Annotated in this window: 13 protein-coding genes; 7 read left to right on the plus strand and 6 right to left on the minus strand. The window is 55.9% G+C overall.

Features of this window, described 5'->3' with window-relative positions; all coding sequences use genetic code 11:
• Window positions 1-2 precede the first annotated feature (2 nt).
• A complete protein-coding gene (locus tag NKF25_RS23835) occupies window positions 3-713 on the plus strand; it encodes a helix-turn-helix domain-containing protein (protein ID WP_253229103.1) in 711 nt (236 codons plus the stop codon).
• A 134-nt stretch (window positions 714-847) separates the two neighbouring features.
• Complete coding sequence (locus NKF25_RS23840) at window positions 848-1,414, plus strand: metal-dependent hydrolase (RefSeq protein WP_253229104.1); 567 nt, start codon at window positions 848-850, stop codon at window positions 1,412-1,414.
• Window positions 1,415-1,974: 560 nt separating this feature from the next.
• On the opposite strand, the gene NKF25_RS23845 is transcribed toward NKF25_RS23840, so the two are convergent.
• On the minus strand, window positions 1,975-3,171 hold the full coding sequence (locus tag NKF25_RS23845; protein ID WP_253229105.1) for an orc1/cdc6 family replication initiation protein: 1,197 nt from the start codon (window positions 3,169-3,171) through the stop codon (window positions 1,975-1,977).
• A gap of 1,919 nt (window positions 3,172-5,090) precedes the next feature.
• On the opposite strand from NKF25_RS23845, the gene NKF25_RS23850 reads away from it, so the two are divergent.
• Window positions 5,091-6,767, plus strand: coding sequence for a glycosyltransferase family 39 protein (locus NKF25_RS23850; protein WP_253229106.1), 1,677 nt, complete (start codon window positions 5,091-5,093; stop codon window positions 6,765-6,767).
• 157 nt (window positions 6,768-6,924) lie between these two features.
• Here the strand turns inward: NKF25_RS23850 and NKF25_RS23855 are convergent, their stop codons facing one another.
• Both NKF25_RS23855 and NKF25_RS23860 read right to left on the minus strand, forming a co-directional pair.
• Complete coding sequence (locus NKF25_RS23855; RefSeq protein WP_253229107.1) at window positions 6,925-8,157, minus strand: Nramp family divalent metal transporter; 1,233 nt, start codon at window positions 8,155-8,157, stop codon at window positions 6,925-6,927.
• A gap of 188 nt (window positions 8,158-8,345) precedes the next feature.
• The gene (locus tag NKF25_RS23860; protein WP_253229108.1) at window positions 8,346-8,777 is read right to left on the minus strand and encodes a universal stress protein; all 432 of its coding nucleotides are present in this window, start codon (window positions 8,775-8,777) and stop codon (window positions 8,346-8,348) included.
• Window positions 8,778-8,960: 183 nt separating this feature from the next.
• Between NKF25_RS23860 and glmM the strand changes: the two genes are divergently transcribed.
• A complete protein-coding gene (gene glmM / locus NKF25_RS23865) occupies window positions 8,961-10,274 on the plus strand; it encodes a phosphoglucosamine mutase (RefSeq protein ID WP_253229109.1) in 1,314 nt (437 codons plus the stop codon).
• A 580-nt stretch (window positions 10,275-10,854) separates the two neighbouring features.
• Here the strand turns inward: glmM and glmS are convergent.
• The 3 genes from glmS to NKF25_RS23880 form a co-directional block, all read right to left on the minus strand.
• Window positions 10,855-12,669 carry a glutamine--fructose-6-phosphate transaminase (isomerizing) gene (gene glmS, locus NKF25_RS23870; RefSeq protein WP_253229110.1) on the minus strand — a complete coding sequence of 605 codons (1,815 nt, stop codon included), beginning with the start codon at window positions 12,667-12,669 and terminating at the stop codon, window positions 10,855-10,857.
• Window positions 12,670-13,031: 362 nt separating this feature from the next.
• Window positions 13,032-14,483, minus strand: coding sequence for a helix-turn-helix domain-containing protein (locus tag NKF25_RS23875; protein WP_253229111.1), 1,452 nt, complete (start codon window positions 14,481-14,483; stop codon window positions 13,032-13,034).
• A 265-nt stretch (window positions 14,484-14,748) separates the two neighbouring features.
• Complete coding sequence (locus NKF25_RS23880; RefSeq protein ID WP_253229112.1) at window positions 14,749-15,327, minus strand: hypothetical protein; 579 nt, start codon at window positions 15,325-15,327, stop codon at window positions 14,749-14,751.
• A gap of 492 nt (window positions 15,328-15,819) precedes the next feature.
• Here NKF25_RS23880 and NKF25_RS23885 point away from each other — a divergent pair, with 492 nt between their 5' ends.
• From NKF25_RS23885 to NKF25_RS23895, 3 genes are read left to right on the plus strand one after another with little or no spacing between them, the layout of a single operon-like run.
• Window positions 15,820-17,190, plus strand: a complete 1,371-nt coding sequence (locus NKF25_RS23885) for a nucleotide sugar dehydrogenase (protein ID WP_253229113.1) — start codon at window positions 15,820-15,822, stop codon at window positions 17,188-17,190.
• Window positions 17,191-18,147, plus strand: coding sequence for a glycosyltransferase family 2 protein (locus NKF25_RS23890; protein ID WP_253229114.1), 957 nt, complete (start codon window positions 17,191-17,193; stop codon window positions 18,145-18,147). It abuts the gene before it with no gap.
• The gene (locus NKF25_RS23895) at window positions 18,144-19,205 is read left to right on the plus strand and encodes a DUF354 domain-containing protein (protein ID WP_253229115.1); all 1,062 of its coding nucleotides are present in this window, start codon (window positions 18,144-18,146) and stop codon (window positions 19,203-19,205) included. Before NKF25_RS23890 ends, NKF25_RS23895 begins: the two co-directional genes overlap by 4 nt.
• Window positions 19,206-19,227: the final 22 nt, after the last annotated feature.

The raw sequence follows: 19,227 nt of genomic DNA on the forward strand, positions 1-19,227 counted from the left end.
GTTTGACAAAACCGGCACCGACGGTATCGAATAACGACGAGACGGGTATCGAACGACAACTGTACGATATCGTCGCCGAAGTGTCCCTCTCCGGTCCTGATCTTCTCCTCTCTCCTACTATCAAAGCCGTTAATGTCACCATCGAAACCGAACACTTGACCGGGACAACGCCGAAGCATCTCTTTATTTCCGTCCGTGGCGAGGAGTTCGACACGTTCGAGCGTGAACTGCAACAAGACCACACGGTTGCCGAGCCGGTACTCGTCGAGACGTACGAAGGACGCCGAGTCTATCGGCTGGAACCGGTTTCCACCGTCGAGCTCATCGCGCCACGCTGTCCGGAACTCGACGCGCGTATCCTCGACGTAGAAAGTGGGGACGGCGGTTGGGTCGTCAGGATGCAGATACCAACCCGCCAAGCACTCGTCTCGTTCCGGGAGTACTGCCTGGAAAACGACGTGACGTTCCGTGTCAATCAACTTGGTAACGCGACGGACCACGAGGAATCCGATGTCGTGGGGCTGACTGAAAAGCAAAAACAACTGCTCCGGATGGCGTTCGAGTGCGGGTACTACGAGATCCCACGTCGAATCTCGCAGAACGAACTCGCACACGAGCTCGATATATCGACATCCGCGATATCACAGCGACTTCGTAGGGACACGGAACAACTAATCGGTAGTACGTTAGCCGTCGAGAAGAAGGATTGCTGACGACAGTGAAGGAACGACACAGAATCCAGCGAGGAGGAACTTAAAGTCTACACGGTTGAAGCCGCACGTTTTGGGAGGGACAGTACATAGGATCGTTTGAGCATGTCAGGGGATGTCAAGCGTCCGGTGGCCACATGAACCCGCTCGGTCACTTCGGGATAGTACTGTTCGTCTTTGGATTCATCATTTTCGGATTAGTTACGCGCGACAAAATACGGGCGGCGAAAATAGTAACTGTAACAGCACTGGCCATGGGTATCGCACCCGATATCGACCTCCATATCGCACAGTTATCACACCGAGGACTCACGCATACGCTTTGGGCGGCTCTCCTCGCAGGGGGAGTACTCGCCCTTATCGTGTACTGTTTCGAGCCGCTCGCGCTCGCTGGAAGACGGGAAGAATCGTTCTATGGATTCGTCACTGGGTTCGGAGGGGTCTGTTGTCATCTTGCTGGCGATGTGATCACGCCGATGGGAATCAAACCGCTCTACCCAGTGCTTAAAAAGCCACATACATTCAATCTCGTCTATGCGAACAATGGACCAGCGAATATCGCGTTACTCGTCGTCGGCATACTGACCTTCCAGTTGACGGTCCGTCAAGCACGGAAATCCGACCCCATACCAGCCTACGACACGGGGTTCGATCACACGGATTTTCGTTTCGATTCCGAATCAGGAACGGACGTCGAAACGTGACTCGGTGCTGTATGTCCCCCTGAACGGTTACGCCAAATCCGTTTTCGATGGCAGAGAATACACATTGTGTCCTTGCTCGAGCGTTCGGGCAACAGTTGCGTGTGTAGTCCGAGAACTTTGTTTCTAAATTTAGAAGCGTGAAATAATCTCCGAGGAGCGAGATGAGGTAGTTCAGAATTATGAGTGATATCATATATATTTTGGAATAATCGATATCAAGCTCTATGGCTAGTAATAGATAGAAAAATATATAATATGACGGAAGTGTGTGTTAATCGAGAACAGAGCGATGAGTAGAAACGATAGAAGAGGGGGTCTCGTATCGAGGGAGACAGGGATATCGAGAGAGACCGAAACGAAGACAGGGACGGATATCTGTTCGTACTGCGGTTCGATAGTTGAGACGAACGAGTGGCATCCAGTTCTCGCCAGTGATGATGGAAGCGGGTTCCGAATCCATGCGTTCTGTGATAAACGATGTCGAGCACTGTGGGGAGAATAAACGTACCTCGGTAACATTCGTCCCCGAGCAACTGCTTTCGTCCGTCGGGAATCAGTTACTACTCGGTGACGAGCACTTTTTTGACGACTTGCGGATCTTCCAGCAATCGATGTTCGGTATAACTCCCTTCAGCACTACCACCACTCTGACGGGCTTGTTCGATAACATCGAGGAACGCTTGCTCACGGAGCAAGTCTCGAACGCGTCGGGTTGAAAGCGGATCGCTATCCACCTGGCGACAGACCTGTTCGTACACTTCGTATACCCGGCTGGTTCGGAACGCATCCACGTCAGGATTGTCCAGCGAGAGGATTGCAAGGGCCTGGAGCGCGTATTTCGAGTGGGGTGTCGCACCACGGATCAGTTCACGAAATCGGTCGTTTTCCGCGCGTTCGCGGGCCTTCTTCACGTATTCTTCCCGGACCCGTTCGGCGTTCTCCGCTTGCGCGAGTTCGCCTGCGTATCGAAGGATATCGATCGCTTTGCGAGCGTCCCCGTGTTCCTGTGCGGCCTGAGCGGCGGCGAGCGGAATCGTTCCCGGTTCCAAAACGCCCTGTTTGAACGCGTCACTACGAGCCTCCATAATGGCTCGAAGCTGGTTGGCATCGTATGGTGGGAAGACGAATTCACGCTCACAGAGGCTCGATTTTACCCGCTCGTCCATCCGATCTTTGTACTTGATCTTGTTGCTGATGCCGATGACGCCGAGTTTACAGTGCTGTAGTTTCCCTGCTTCACCCGCACGCGAAAGCTGCATCAGAATATCGTCGTTTTCCAACTTGTCGATCTCGTCGAGGATGATGACGACGACGTCGTACAGAGCGTCGAGAATCCGCCACAGACGCTTGTAGTATGTCGAAGTGGAGATTCCTTTGTCAGGAATCGAGATGTCCGTCTCCTCGGTGTTCGTTGTACTCGCAATCGTCTGGACGGCTTGTGTTTCGGTGCTGTCCTGTGCACAGTCCACGTAAGCAACACCGACGGTGACACCCTCCTCGTCAGCCTCTTCGACGAGACGCTGGGAGACGTGTTTGGCACAGAGTGATTTACCAGTTCCAGTTTTTCCGTACAGTAAGACGTTGCTCGGAGATTGGTTGAACAAAGCAGGATTCAGGGCGTTCGCTAGAGCAGAAATTTCATCGTCTCGGCCCACAATCCTCCCGTGAGTCGGGAGATGGTTGATTTCGAGGAGTTCCTTTTTGGCGAAGATGAGGTCCTCCCGGGAGAAGAGTTCGTCCGAGTCGGCATCGCTCATGGACACCACGTTTCCAGTGAAATCCCTTTACTGTTCCGGGCCGAAGAGAGGTGGGAGCCGGTTACAGGAATGTAGATCACCGTCACAGAGCAAGGTCCGTTGAGGCGGAAACGGAGGTATGAGTGATACATGAGAAATCGGGTTGTTCGGTTGAGTTCTGCTGGTCTCGGTTGAGCCGCGATCGTGCTCTGCACTAGACTTTGGTCGGTCGCTATCGGTGGTCAGTTGTTTTGGTGTCCGTTTTTTTCGGGTCCGTTTTTTTCATGTCCGTCGTTTTGGATGAGATTGAAGTGAGACACACACCACGTTTCCAGTGAAATAGGCAGAAAAGGTGGGGGAGGGAAGAGAACATCAGGTAAAAATTGCCTCGAATAATGTAACTGATAGGATATTTAAGGGATGGCCATAGAAAAAAATATATACTCAAGATGTGTTAAAGTCCATTAAGCTAGTCGTTGACTAAGATAAATTCGTGACGTATGTCACGAATAGTTAGAGTTGAAACGGGGGTTGAGATGTTTTCTCGAGTCCATAGGGGGGTTTTTCACTGGAAACGTGGTGTCTTGAGAACGCGACCGAAGCTGCTGATGGCGAGAAAAAGATCGAAAATGAAAAGAAAACGTGTTGTATTTCACCCGCTTTACGTGGATGTTCTCACACCTGATTTCCAGTGAAATCGATCTGTTTCCCACACCACGTTTCCAGTGAATTCCCTCGTTCTCTCGATTCTCCCGTCATTCTCGCTTCTTTTTTACCGTCCCTTTCGTTCTCTTGTAACCTTGACTGTCACTCCGTGATTTCGTTCCCGTTTGCTCGGATCGGAAATCCAAGAACTGCTTCTTTTCTTTCCGTTGGACACCTCGCTTCCGGTGAAATTTGTGCTTATACGGCTTGTAGATCGCGTCTGTCTGCTGACCGCACTTCCCCCATTTCATGATTTATTTGTGACTGTTGCCGTTTGTCAACTCCCTCTCATCCGCTTCCTTTTCGACTTCTCGGCGTTTCCTCTCCGTCTGGATCAAAAGTTTATAATCATCTATTTTCACTGGAAACTCGGTGTCTCCTTTCCCCCTATATATTCTAATTAAAACATATTTATATATTCTCTATCCTATGTTCTCAACACATGATATATGGGGGTGAGTAGCGTTTCTTGTCGTTTTGTGGTATGGAAATTCCATCAAACCCCCATTTCATTTGCACCCTCCACCCACCTTTTTCCTATTTCACTGGAAACGTGGTGTGTGTGTGTATGCGCTATATGATACCATGCATCATATATGATAAATCGACATTTGTATTATTTTGTCTACTATCCGATTGTATCTGTCCTATTTTCCAAACACGGTCGGTTGACTATCGAATGGATACGATCGATATCACCCGAGACACGATCGCTCCCTTACCTCGAATGGGCCGTGCGAGCAGTTTCCATGCTATCAACGATTCCACAAAATTAAGTATACTGTGCTGTATTTTCCCATATATGATCTCCATATTATCGTTCTGCGACTTTCACTTTCCAGTAGGATCGTACTATATCGTTCATTCACCGTTCAAACAGTGCTTGAACGGCTTAGTCACGCGATAATAAAAAGTCTCCACGTACACGCTATGAAAAAGATGCCCTCCCTGATGCCGTATCGCCGTCCCCCCGTGCTCTCCTCCCACGTGTTCGATACTGCGATGTCCGAACCGCGTTTCGAACGTAGACGGAATACGAGCAGGAATTGTAAGCATCGCGGCCAGAAAGAAAGTATAGTCGGCCGCTCTTGCATACAAGCAACAACTCTCTCGCCCACTAGGTTCACAGATCGGTGCCCATCCCACTCACAAAGCGAATGGTGCGTGTCGGAGGGTGTCGGCGAACCCCGGTCGGGGAAACTATCAAACGACTATCGAAGTTGGAGTGAAATCTGATGTCACATGAAATCAATGATCGACAAAAATGGGATGCCGTATCGAAGTTAGTTGAGCTTGCCAGCGACGAACGTGCATGGCTCGCGACAGCGATGGGGACGGGAGTACTGGTGTATCTCACGTATCTCATGACGCATCCGTACCCGGCGTACGGTGCGGGCCTCTATATGAAAATCGCACGTGAGATAAGTGCACACGGCTACGGTCTTCCGGCTCAAATCCCGCTTTATACACAGGAAGGTGTTCCGTTCGCCTATCCACCGTTGATGTACTACGTTTCGGCAATTTTGATGGATACGACTGGCGTCGACCCTATCACGTTGAGTCGTTTCCTTCCTGGCCTCGTCACGATTCTGTATCTCGTGCCGTTCTACTATCTCTCGCGTGAGATACTCGACTCGACGCCGCGAGCAGGGTTCGCCACGCTTCTCCTCGCAGTGTCACCGCCCGTCCTTCAGTGGCACCTCTCCGCGGGCGGTATCGTTCGTGCCCCCGCATTCCTCTTCGTCGTGACTGGCGCGTACACGGGTATCAAACTGTTCAAAACGGAAGAGAGAAAGTGGCTCTTAGCCTCCGCTGTCCTCTTCGGGCTGATCATACTCACCCATCCGGTTTACACCGTCTTTTTCGGGACGACGTATCTCGTGATGTACGCGTGTTTCAATCGAACGCTCCGGGGACTGGTGTACGGTGGAATCGTCGTCATGGGAGGGGTGATCATATCCTCCCCATGGTGGCTTCAAATCATCGCCATTCACGGTCCCAGTATCTTTACCGCCGCTTCCGGGACACACACTGGTTTGGGTGGTGGAATGCACCGTCTGATCAAGCAGTTCATCTACCCGCTGGACATGAGCATGCCGACCATCTTCTTCATCGGCTCGTTCGCCGGTGCGGCATATCTCGTCGCAAAGCGCCGGTTTTTCCTCCCGTTGTGGATGCTTTCGGGCGCGTACATGCTCGGAAAACTCCGATATCAGTTCCCGGCCGGTGTGATGATGGCGTCGGTACTCGTGTTCGAAGTCATCGTTCCGCTGGTCCGTCGTTGGTCGAAGCGGACGCGATACTCCCGGTCCGCACCGCTCGCCGTCATCATGGTTCTCGCAATCCTGGTTTCGAGCGTCGGTGTCGCGTTCGCGGCGGGTGATTTACACTCCCATCTCGGCAGTTCGACACAGCCGTCGTTCGTGGACGACGACGACATGGCTGCGATGCAGTGGGCTCAGGACAACACGAGTCCGAGCGCTAACTTCGTCGTCCTCGGCGACAGCGCGGAGTGGTTCCCGCTCATGACCGACCGGACGATTCTCATCGGACCGTGGGGGGTCGAGTGGAAAGGCCACTCCAAGTATCGGCATCAGCTCGGCTTGTACAAGCGGATATCTCGCTGTCCGGGCAAAACCTGCTTGACCCAGAAGTTGGTTTCCAACAAGGTCAACCCGGATTACGTGTACGTCCCGAAAGGACATTACACCGTCCGTGGCATCGACGAATATCAGAAACCGTGGATGCGTGAACACCTCGTCGATTCGGATCGATACAAACTCGTCTACGAGAACGAGGGTGCGATGATATACCGCATCGAAGAGCCGATGGAACCGACACACGTTCCGGACGATGGACCGCAACCGGTTCCGTCCCTCTCCGAACCTATTTCTTCATCGTCGTCCGTCTGATCGTATGAATCCGGATTCTGTTGAGATTCGGTGGCTTCTGACCGAAAGCTCCGTATCGGCACCATAATTCTCGTCGCCTTTCTCGTCGGTGCGTTCGTCGACGAGGCCATCGGTGCATTGATTTCGAACTACTCTACGGGTTTTTCGGATGAACACGTCACCCGAACAGCGTCGAGTAGAGCAACCAGATGTTGAGGACGATGATGAGCGCGATGACGATCCCGAGCATGCTCGTCGTTCGCGACGAGTTGCGGAACGAACCCATGATTCCCTCCTCCCGGGTGAACCAGACGAGTGGGATGAGGACGAACGGGAGTTCGAAACTCAGCGCGACCTGCGAGGCGACGAGCACCGACGTCGGGTCGAACCCGGCGATCACGACGGCTAAACTTGGAATGAGCGTGACTGACCGTCGAATCCAGACGTTGATGTTGAGGTCGAGGAAGCCGTCCATCACCGTCTGCCCGGCCATCGTCGCCACGAGCGACGAGGAGAGTCCGGCGGCGATGAGGGCGATACCGAACGCCAAACTGGCTTGTCCACCGAACACTCCATCGAGCGTGACGTACGCTTCGTTGAGGGTCTCGATGCCGGTGCCCTGAAGCGCGGCCGCCGCAACGATGAGCATCGCCGCATTGACGAACATGGCTCCGAAGAGCGCGATGACGGTATCGACGCTTTCGAGGACGAAGTGACGCCGGTGAACCTCTTCCGTATCTCCTTCGTCCTCGATGAGACGGCTCCGACGGTCCTGGACGATGTACGGGTGGAGGTAGACGCTGTGAGGCATCACGGTGGCACCGAGTATCCCGATAGCGACGTACAGTGCGCTCGCATTCGGGATACTCGGTGCAAGCCCGCTCGTGATCTCTCCTGCGGTCGGTTGCGCGAGCGCCATCTCGAAGATGAACGCGATCGAGATGACGCCGACCAGGGACATGATGAGTAGTTCGACCCACCGAAATCCGCGTTTGTGTGCGGTTCTGACCCCGAGAAGCGCGAACGAACTGATTCCCGCTAGTATCGCGCCCGCCCAAAGCGGAAGTGAGAAGATGAGGCTGAAACCGATGGCTGCGCCGATGATTTCCGCCATATCCGTCGCGATCATCGCGAGTTCTGCAGCAGTCCAGAGTACGAGAACGACAGGCTGGGGCAATCGCTCCCGACAAAGCTGTGCGACACCCTTCCCTGTTGCGATACCGAGTTTCGCCGCAACTATCTGAATTCCCATCGCCATGAAACTGGCGAGGACGATGACCCAGAGGAGCGCTGATCCGAACTTCGCACCGCCTGAAATGTTCGTGGCCCAGTTACCGGGGTCCATGTACGCGACACTGATGATGAATCCCGGTCCGAGGTATGAGAGAACTTCCCGAAAGGAGTATTTCATCACATCATCTCCCCGTTGTCAGCAGAGAATCCCGATCGCTCGTTCGTTACTCGCGACATGGTATTCCAACTCCCCGTTTTTGACCCATCTAATTCTTTGTTTAGCATGCTCAAATATAACTCTGATGTCTTCCCCGGTATGTTGCGGGATTCTCCCGACAGCATCAAAATTTTGTTCACTTCGGTCGCTCAGCCGTCGGCGCTACCGATTCGAACCGTGAGGACGGGGACCTCCGAGCGACGGATGACGTTTTCGGTGACGCTGCCGAGCATCCCTCGCACGATCCCGCTTCGACCGTGAGTTGCGATGACGATGAGACTAATTCCGTTCTCGATGGCATACTCGACGATCGTTTCGTGGGGAACCCCTTTGAGGACGTGGCCTTCGATGGCGAGACCCTGCTCCCGTCCCTCCTGGACGATTTCCTCGATGAGCGCTTCCCCCGGTGGGTTGTGAACGTCGGTGAGAACGTTGTCGAGTCCAAGCGGACTGTTCGCTGTATTGAGTACGTACACCACGTGGAGCGTCGCGTCGAACTGTGCCGCCAACTCGAAAGCGTGCTCCAACGCGATGGCTGACCTGTCGCTTCCGTCGGTCGCCACGAGTATTCCCGTGTACATCCCCACTCACTCGTTTCGAGTTACTATTCGTTCCTTTGCGTGATATACTCTCACATTCTATGTAGACGGACGGTTGTGAACTTTTCTCTCATTTGGTAAAAACCGACGACTCATGCCTGCTTTCCGGTGAACAGTCCCGTCCGAAGGGAACCCTTTTGGCCGTCCCGGATGTCGTACGAATCAATGTTCGGAACCAGCGGAATTCGCGGCCCTGTCGGCGAAGTAGTCACTGGAGACCTCGCGTTGTCGGTCGGTCGAGCGCTCGCCTCGACCGGCGTCGAGCGCGTCGTTATCGGACGTGACCCCCGCGACAGCGGACGATTCCTCGCGGATGCACTTTCGGCCGGTCTCCGCGAATGTGGTACCGATGTCGTGATGCTCGGTCTGGCCTCGACGCCGACCGTCGCTCGAAGCGTCGAGTGGCAGGACGCCGATGCGGGCGTCTCCATCACCGCATCGCACAATCCAGCGACGGACAACGGAATCAAACTCTGGAACCCGTCCGGGCAAGCGTTCGATGCGGACCAACGCGCGGAAATCGAATCCATCATCGAGGACGAGGCGTTCGACCTCGCAAGCTGGGACGAAACCGGCGAAGAAACACATTGGAATGGGGCACACGACAAACACGTCAAAACTCTCGCCGAGGCCGTCTCGCCCGCTGATCTCTCCGTCGTCATCGATGTCGGGAACGGTGCTGGTGCGGCCACCGCCGACGCCCTCTACGAACTCGGCTGTGACGTGGAGACGTTGAACGCTCAACCCGACGGTCGTTTCCCCGCACGTCCGAGCGAACCGACGGCGGAGAACTGCCAGTCGCTCTGTGATCACGTTACGGCAATCGGCGCGGACCTCGGAATCGCACACGACGGCGATGCCGACCGCATGATGGCCGTGGACGAAAACGGCGACTTCATCTCGGGCGACGTGCTGCTCACCCTGTTCGCACGCCAACACGCCAGTGAGGGCGAAACGATCGCCACGCCGGTCGATACCAGCCTCATCGTCGAAGACGTCCTCGCCGAACAGGGCGCAGACGTGGTGCGGACGCAGGTCGGTGACGTGTACGTCGCCGAGCGCGCAACCGAACCCGGCGTCGTCTTCGGCGGCGAGCAGTCCGGCGCGTGGATCTGGGCCGACCAGACGCTCTGCCCCGACGGTCCCCTCGCGGCCTGCCGCCTCGCCGAACTCGTCGCCGAAAACGGGTCGCTGTCGGAACTCGCGGCCGACGTCGGCGAGTACCCCATCCGCCGGAAGAACGTCCACGTCGAGGACAAGGTCGGTCTGATGGAATCCCTCTCGGCCGCCGTCACCGAGCGCTATGACGACGCTACGACCATCGACGGTGTGCGCGTATCACTGGACGAGGGCTGGTTCCTCATCCGCGCCAGCGGCACCGAACCGCTGGTTCGCATCGCCGCCGAGGCCCGCGACCCGGACGCCGCCGACGAGGTGTTCGAGACGGCCGACGCCTTCGTGGCTGAGTACGCGGAGTGACGCTTGCGCGAGTGGGTAATAATCCCAACGCGACAGACGAAATGTACCTCCTTCACGACGACATCGACCGATCCTCCCCCGCAGCCGTCGCTCTCAACTTCGATGCGCAGAAGGATGTGGATGAAAGTGGATGACAGCTGTCCCTGCCGACGTCTGCCACGGCGACGACGGGACGTTTGTTACTATTCAGCGATGCTAGTAATAAGTTTTGGCTCGGCCGATATTGCTACTTTCAGGCATTTCCACATATCTGTCTGTTTGTTCTTTTTCACCGTCGAATTCGTCCGTTTATGTGGCGACTAGCCACGCGTTTACTCACCTGATAATAATATTCTTCCCGTGTGACCTCCGGACGATGTCTACGACCGACTGGAGCGTTCGGTATCTTTGGCTCGCAATTCTCAGCGTGTGCGGGGTGGTTGGTGCATGGGTCGTCGATAGTACGTTCGTCCTCTCGGTTGCGTACGTAACTATCGCGGCGTTCGCACTGCTCGCTCTGTTTCACGCGTATCGACTCCAAACACGTTCCCGTTCGTATCCGCAAAAAATAGACCGCGTTCCATGACACTACCTTCGTCGATTACTCGACGGTAACGCTTTTCGCCAGATTTCGCGGTTTGTCTATCGGGCGACCCAAATTCTTCGCCGCGTAGTAGGACACTAGCTGCAACTGGATGTTCGCCAGCAGTCCCGCCCAGACGGTGTGGGTCTTGGGGATTTCGAGGAATGCATCGGAGATTTTCTCCGAATCGTGGCCTGCACACGCGACCGAGACGATGGGTGCGCCGCGTGCTTGTGCTTCCTTGGCGTTCTGCAGCGTCTTCTTGTCCTTCTCGCCGTTGAACAGCGCGAATACGGGAGTATCCGGCGTTACGAGTGCGAGCGGTCCGTGCTTCAGCTCCCCGGAGGCGAACCCTTCGGCGTGCTCGTAAGTGATCTCCTTGAACTTCAGTGCCCCTTCTTTTGCGACGGCGTTGTTCAGCCCTCGACCGATGAAGAAGAACGCCTCGCTGCCGGTGTATCGGCTGGCGATCCGTTTGGCGTTCGTGGTGTCGAGCACTTCCTGAACGTGCTCGGGCAGTTTCTCCAAGTCGCGGAGAAGGTCAGCTTGATCCTTCGGTGGGGTTGCCGTTTCCATGTCCTTGGCAAGCCGTAGCGAGAGGAGCGAGAGCATGACCGCTTGCGAAGAGAACGTCTTGGTGGCGGCCACACCGATCTCCGGTCCGGCTCGGATGAACAGCGCGTCGTCGGACTCACGGGCCGCCGTCGAACCCATCACGTTCGTTACGGTGACGGTTCGTGCACCCTTCTCCTTCGCACCTCGCAGGGCGCTGAGGGTGTCTGCTGTTTCCCCGCTCTGGGTAACGGCGACGACCAACGTGTCCTCCGTGATGGTGCTGGCCGACGAATCGACGTATTCGCTCGCTCGGAACGCCTGTGCACGGATTCCACACTGATTGAGGAGTTGCTGTCCGTACAGCGCGGCGTGATACGACGTCCCGCAAGCGACGAACTGAACATCGTCTACATCGGCGAACGTCCCGTCCGGGAAGTCTTCGAGGCTGATTTCCCCGTCCTCCACTCGTCCTTCGATGGTGTTGGCGAGTGCGTTCGGTTGGGTGTTGATCTCTTTGAGCATGTAATGCTCGTAGCCACCTTTGCCGGCGTCCTCAGGGTCCCAGTCGATCCGTTCCACGTCACGAGTGACCATGTTCCCGTCGAGGTCGGTCATCGTCACGCCGTTCGGTTCGAGGATGGCGACGTCGCCGTCCTCGAAGTAGACGACCCGGTCAGTGTGGTCGAGGAACGCGGGCACGTCGCTGGCGAGGTAGTACTCGTTGTTATCCAGCCCGAGGATGAGCGGCGATCCCTGTCGGGCCGCGTAGATGGCGTGAACGCCATCGACGATCGCTGCGACCGCGTAGCTGCCTTCGAGGTCGCGAATGGTTTGGCGGAACGCGTCTTCGATGCTCGACGCGTCCTCGAGATAGTATTCGAAGAGGTGTGGAATGACCTCGGTATCGGTATCACTCGTGAACTCGTAGCCTTCTCCCTTGAGCCACTCTTTGAGCTCGTTGTAGTTCTCGATGATACCGTTGTGAACCACGGCGACGTTTTCCGTCTCGCTCGTGTGGGGGTGAGCGTTCTCGTCGGTCGGTGGTCCGTGCGTGCTCCATCGGGTGTGACCGATTCCGATGTTCCCCTTCGGGACGCTCCCGACGATGCTGTCTTTCAGTTCGGAGATCTGGCCCGAACGCTTGTAGACCGATATCCCTGACCCGTTCTGGACGGCGACCCCGGCCGAATCGTAGCCTCGATATTCGAGGTTTTCGAGTCCCGTAACGAGCTTCGTAATCGCATCCCCTTCGCCAATACGGGCGATAATTCCACACATCCTACGTCTCCTCCGTTTTTCTTGTGGACTGCTCGTACTGTCGTTCCGAGCTGGCACGCCCCGTCGTATCGTGAAGCAAGCCAGAACGAACTGTCGCACGTCCGTCTATTGTGTCAAGGTAGTTCATGGGTGTGTCCTATAGGCCCCGCCGTCCCAACTGCTGGAAACGACTGGCTCTTGTCTTCGACATTTCTCCCTACCCCCATTACTATAGACTGATTAAGGGGGTATCTTAGCAGGAATGTAAACCGAATGTATTTGATTTTGATACAGTTCTACTCTGTTTAGATGTGTCTTTATAATGTCGTATATTTTGATATTTTGGCGCCGAACTACCCGTTGAATAGCGGTTTCAACAGTCTCTACTGCGGTTTTTCTGACGTGCTATTCGTTTTTCCAGGTTCCTGTCCGTAGAGGATGACGATGTTCTTCCGGCCGATGTTTATCTTACTCACCTGTTTTCTGTCTTCCATCTTCGAAAGGAGGCGACTTACCTTCGATTTCGACCACCCCGTCCGCTCGATGATTTCCCCCTGTGGAAGCCGACCTCCGTTCTCTCGCAGGAGTTTTAAGACGCGATCAGCGTCTGTCGTCACTTTTCCATCCTGTAGGTGTGGCTCGGGTTTGGGCTCTCCGTCCCGATTGCTCTCGCCCCCGAATAGCGTCGGTAGCCATTCGGTTCCGTTCCGCTGAACCAACAGCGCCATCCCGACGAGTAAACTCAAGAAGACGAGGTACAGGCCGCCAGTGAGAACGCGACTGTTCGGGTTCGTCCCGAAGCTGTGTTCGAATCCATCACTCAGTCCATCGCCGTCGGTATCTCGCTTCAACGGATCCGTCCCGAGTTCTTTCTCCTTTCCGTCAGCCAGTCCGTCCCCATCGGTATCTACTTTCGTCGGATCGGTCCCGAGTTTCCTCTCTTTTCCATCTTCCAACCCATCCCCGTCGGTATCGGGTTTCATCGGATCCGTGGCACCTGCGACCTCCACGCTGTCGTTCAGTCCGTCCTTATCGCTGTCCGCCATCGTGGGTCTGGTCGTGCCGTTCACTTCCGAAACGTCGGTCAATCCATCACCGTCGGTATCGGCGTTACTGACGTTCGTTCCGAGTTCGTATTCGCGCTTATCGGACAACCCGTCCGCGTCGGTATCCTCCTGAGTCGGATTCGAACCGATGCTTATCTCTTGTCTGTCGCGGAGTCCATCCCCGTCCGTATCCGCTTTCGTCGCGTTCGTCCCGTAGTTGTTCACTTCTTCGCCGTCTTCGAGCCCGTCCTTGTCGGTATCCTTGCTCGTAACGTTCGTTCCGAGCTTGATCTCCTTCTCGTTGGTCAGGTCGTCCCCATCGTCATCGCCTGTCTTCACCATGAGATAGACGGAAACCGTTTGCTGTGCGATGACCTTCTCTCCGTCTTTGACCGTCGCAACAGCGTTCTGTCGCCCGCTCGCGTTCGTCGAAATACTCCCGAAGCTGAAATTGATTTGTTGGACGCTGTTAGGGGAGAAGGATACCTCCCGACACGTCTTCGTGCCCGTCAAATTCGTCGTGTCGTTCCCCGTCGTACGGAAATTCGTACACACCTCGTGCGTTCCGGAACGGTTCCCCGTATACACTGTTACTGTTTCGTTGTGTGGTGCTGACCGCCACAAATACGTCATGTTGCCCCCGGCTTTGGCAACGCCCGCACCCGCGTACGTAACGCTCTGAATAACGAATTGATTACCTCCCGGTGTTGCACCGGCGGACGCGGTCGGCGCGACGGCGGCGAGGAGTAGCAGGCAGACGGAGAAGATGGCTAGTTGCCTGTTTGTCATGTTGGTGTGAAGTCTGGCTTCCGGTTTCGTAAGGTGAACCGTTCTATGTTTGGTATTTCCGCGCTGAGTATTTTTCCTTTGGGGTTGGATTTCTACTGCTTATACCTTTTGTATTTAGCCTGCCTTACTAGTAGGTTACGACCGAGATTCGTCGGTTCATGGTGATCTGACGAATTCACAGGTGTAACTAAACGAAAACATGAGTTGTATTAGTAAAAAACTAATCAGCAAAACATCCCCTATCTCTCGGTCGTTTGGTCGATCGTCACGCGAGTCGCTGTCCAACTGTTAACGCCCAAAACATGCCGAGGATCGCCAGTCCGACCGAACTGGATGGGAGTATCGCGAACGGGGACAGACCGAGTGTCGCTCCGGCGAGCAGAGTTACGCCGATGCCGGATGCGCCGAGGTAGTAATGTTCCCAGCGAGTTTGCTCGTCATCACTCCCATCTTCGTCGTCATCCGCCGCAACTACGGTCGGTTCGAGGTAGTCGTACAACACGTCGGCCATGTCCGTTTTTTCGACGGTCCCGCGACTCTGGTCGTACTCGATGATACCCTCTTCGTCGAGTTTCGGCAGATGGGACTGGTAAAGCGGGATGTACACGCGCTGGCGTTCACTGGACGTGATCGCCTGAACGGTGCTGTCGTTTTCCCATGCCGCGACCTGTTCCGCGATGTCGCGCATCGATTCCTGTCCGTTCGAGCCGTGTAGATATCGAAGGACGTAACGACGTCGTTCGTTCTGTAGGAGATGGTAGATTTGATCCTCGCTCAGCTCTACGGACGATGTCGTATCCATGGAGCTAGATTGTTCTTCGACCTGTTGTGTCGTTGCGCTCATACATGTCCGTTCCTGGGGGAGGTAATAAACGGAGAAGCTGCTCCCGGATGTTGCACCCACTTTCCCGTACTGTTCGTTCTTGTTCGTTTACCATTCAAACCGTTGTATCGAGTTCATAATCCCGCAGTCTTGCGATTACCCACCCGCATGTATTTTCATAACATATCGGACCCGTCAGTCACGAAGATCGGCTGACTCGGGGGTGGCTTATCTATTTGCTATTACGCGTGCGTGACTGGTTGTGGATATTATCTATCTGCGGATTGTGGTGTGTTATCTCCCCTCTCACCGCATATCTTCCTACTGAAAAACCGCCATTTTCGGGCATGAGGCCATTAGTCAGTGTATAATAAAGCCCACAGGGTTTGATGGATTTTAACGAGGAAAGTCCGACCGGAGAATCGAAGGAAACTCAACCTCCGCTTTCCCTCGCTGCCGGTCGCTCTGGTATCAGTCGATACCGGGGAGCACTCGAATGGAGGACAATCACCCATGAACTCGACGATAGGAGACATCGACAGCCAGCCGGACTACGCTGGAAGTGATGAGAGCGACGTAACAGAGGCCCGGGAAGCGACGATCTGTGTCGTCGGTCTCGGCTACGTTGGACTCCCGTTGGCAGTCGGATTCGACCAAGAAGGGTACAGCGTCGTCGGCTTCGACATTGACGACAGCAAAGTCGAAACCCTTCGCGGCGGCACTGACACCACGGGAGACCTCGGAGACGAGGCGATCGCTGAGAGCGAAATCACGTACACGAACGATCCCGATGAGATCACCCGTGCGGATTACGTGATGATCGCGGTTCCGACGCCGGTCGACAAAAACGACCAACCCAGCCTCGACTTCGTGGTGGCTGCCGGCAAAACTGTGGGCGAACACATCTCCCCCGACACGACCGTCATTCTCGAATCGACGGTCTTCCCGGGAGCGACCCGTGAAGTCCTCGTTCCCGCAATCGAAGAAGCGTCCGGACTGACCTGCGGTGTGGACTTCTTCGTCGGCTACTCGCCGGAGCGCGCAACGCCCGGCGACCCGGAGCACGGTCTCCGCGACGTCGTGAAAGTCGTGGGCGGAATGAACGACGAGGTTCGTGACGATATCGCCGAACTGTACGCGACCGTCATCGACGCGGGCGTTCACAAAGCGGACTCCATGGAAGTCGCGGAAGCGAGCAAAGTGGTAGAAAACGTCCAGCGTGACCTGAATATCGCGCTCGTGAACGAGCTGGCGATGGCCTTCGACAGCATGGATATGGACATCGACACGCGTTCAGTCCTCGAAGCGTCGGGGACGAAGTGGAACTTCCACGACTACCGCCCAGGACTGGTCGGTGGTCACTGCATCCCCGTCGATCCGTACTTCTTCATCCATCGTTCCAAGCAGTCTGGATTCTCGCCCAAACTCATCCAGCAGAGCCGTGACGTCAACGAAGCCATGCCTGCCCACCTCTCTAACATGATGATAAAGGAGCTGAATCGGGCAGGAAAGACGCTTCGAGACAGTCGTGTCCTCATCCTCGGGCTGACCTACAAGCCGGACGTGGCCGACATCCGCACGTCCAAAGTGGACGGCATCATTCGTCAACTCCAGGAGTTCGACATCGAGACCGTCGGTTACGATCCACACGGTGACAACGAACTCATGCGTGAGAAGTTCGGCATCTCCGTGGAGGAGGACGACGATTTCTCCTTCGACGGATACGACGGCATCGTCCTCGCCACGCCGCATCAGGATTTCTACGATTTCGACTTGGAGGACATGGCTGACCGGATGAACGACGACCCAGTCTTCATCGACGTAACTGGCGCGTTCAACGCCGAGAAAGTATTCGACGCCGGATTCGCTTACCGGAGGGTGTAGATGTACGAAGGGCACACGATAGGCGTCGTCGTGCCCGCGTACAACGAAGAAGGGTTCGTCGGCGATGTTCTCGACTCGCTCCCCGACTTCGTGGATCGTATCTACGCTGTTGACGACGCCTCGACCGACGGTACGTGGGACGAAATTAGAGCACACGCAACCATCGAGCGTGCACCCCGTGCAGGGGAGAGTGACGACACCGTCAGTGGCGTCGTCGCCATTCAGCACGCGGTGAACCGAGGGGCCGGTGCGGCGATCAAAACGGGGTATCTCGCGGCCCGCGAGGACGGAACGGACATCACCGTTACCGTCGATGCGGACGGACAGATGGATCCCGATATAATGACTCGGTTTCTCGACCCGATCGTGGCTGGAGACGCCGAGTACACGAAAGGCGACCGTCTTTCGAACTCGGAACTCCGCAAAGAGATGCCACGATTCCGCCTACTCGGAAACTGGTTGTTGACAGGGTTGACGCGCATCGCCAGCGGCTACTGGAGCATAACTGATCCACAGAACGGATACACGGCGATCTCGTTGCCAGCGCTGGAGGCTATCGACCTCGAAGGAATGTACGAGTACTACGGCTACTGTAACGACATCCTCGTGAAGCTGAACGTCGCCGGCATGCGGGTCGCGGACGTGGATATGCCTGCGACTTACGGTGACGAGGAGAGTAGCATCAAGTACGGTGACTACATCCCGAAGGTGTCGCTCATGCTCCTCAGAAACTTCTTCTGGCGGCTCGGGGCACGCTACCGAACTCACCCGCTCGGTATCGCCTATCTCTTCGGCATCGTCAGCGGGTTGGCAGGGATCGCACTCGGTGTCCGAGCGTTGGGCTCGGTCCTCACCGGGACGAAGAACGACGACGCGCGTAAATCGCTCACGTCGCTTCTCGTCAGCGTCGTCGGAATCATCGTCGGAATCGTCCTCGACAGGAGGGAGAACCCATGAGAGTGTTCGTCACCATTCAGCACCCGGCACACGTCCACTTCTTCCGCAACGCGATAGCGGAACTGGAGGACGAGGGGCACGACGTTCACGTCTTCGCCCGTGAGAAGGAAATGGCGGTCGAACTGCTCCATCGGTACGACATCGACCACGAGGTGCTGGCTGGCACCGCGTCGGGTCTGTCGGAACTGGCACGGGTACAGGCGACCTACGAGGCGCGTCTGCTCCGCCGAGCAGTTCAGTTGAAGCCGGACGTGATAACCGCCATCGGCGGTGTGGCGGCCGCACACGTGGCAACGGCCGTGCGCGCACGCAGCGTCATCTTCTACGACACGGAGCACGCGAAACTCATTCAGAACCTCGCGTTTCCGTTCGCTGACGCCATCTACACCCCCGATTGTTACACGCGTGATGTGGGTTCGAAGCAGGTTCGATACCCCGGTTATCACGAACTCGCGTATCTCCACCCCGACCGATTCACGCCCGACCCAACGGTGGTCGAGGAACTCGGTCTCGATCCCGAGGAGAAATTCACCGTCCTCAGGCTCGTCGAGTGGGGTGCATCACACGACGTGGGACAAGGTGGATTCGACGACGTACGCGATGTCGTCACGCAATTGGAGGACGCCGGTTCGGAGGTGCTCATCACCTCCGAGCGCTCGCTCCCCTCGTCGCTCGAATCACACCGGGCAACGGTCGCGCCACACCGGATGCACGACCTGCTCGCCTTCGCCGACTTGTTCGTCGGGGAAGGCGCGACGATGGCGGCGGAGAGTGCCGTCCTCGGCACGCCTGCCATCTACGTTAACACGCTAACGATGGGCTACACGGACGAACTGGACGAGCGCTACGAACTCCTGTTCAACTATCAGCAGGAAGACCGACACGAACGCGCGCTCGAAAAGTCGGTTTCCATCCTCGAAGGGGATACCGACTGGCAGCAACGCCGAGAACGGCTTCTCGATGACAAAGTCGATACGACCGATGTCATTTTGCGCGCCCTCACCGGCCGTTCTCGGGATGCACATGGTCGAACGACACGGCCGGGCGCGGAGGTTTAACTATGATGACGGAACCACCATT

Source organism: Haladaptatus sp. AB643 (genome assembly GCF_024136975.1).
GTDB lineage: Archaea > Halobacteriota > Halobacteria > Halobacteriales > Haladaptataceae > Haladaptatus.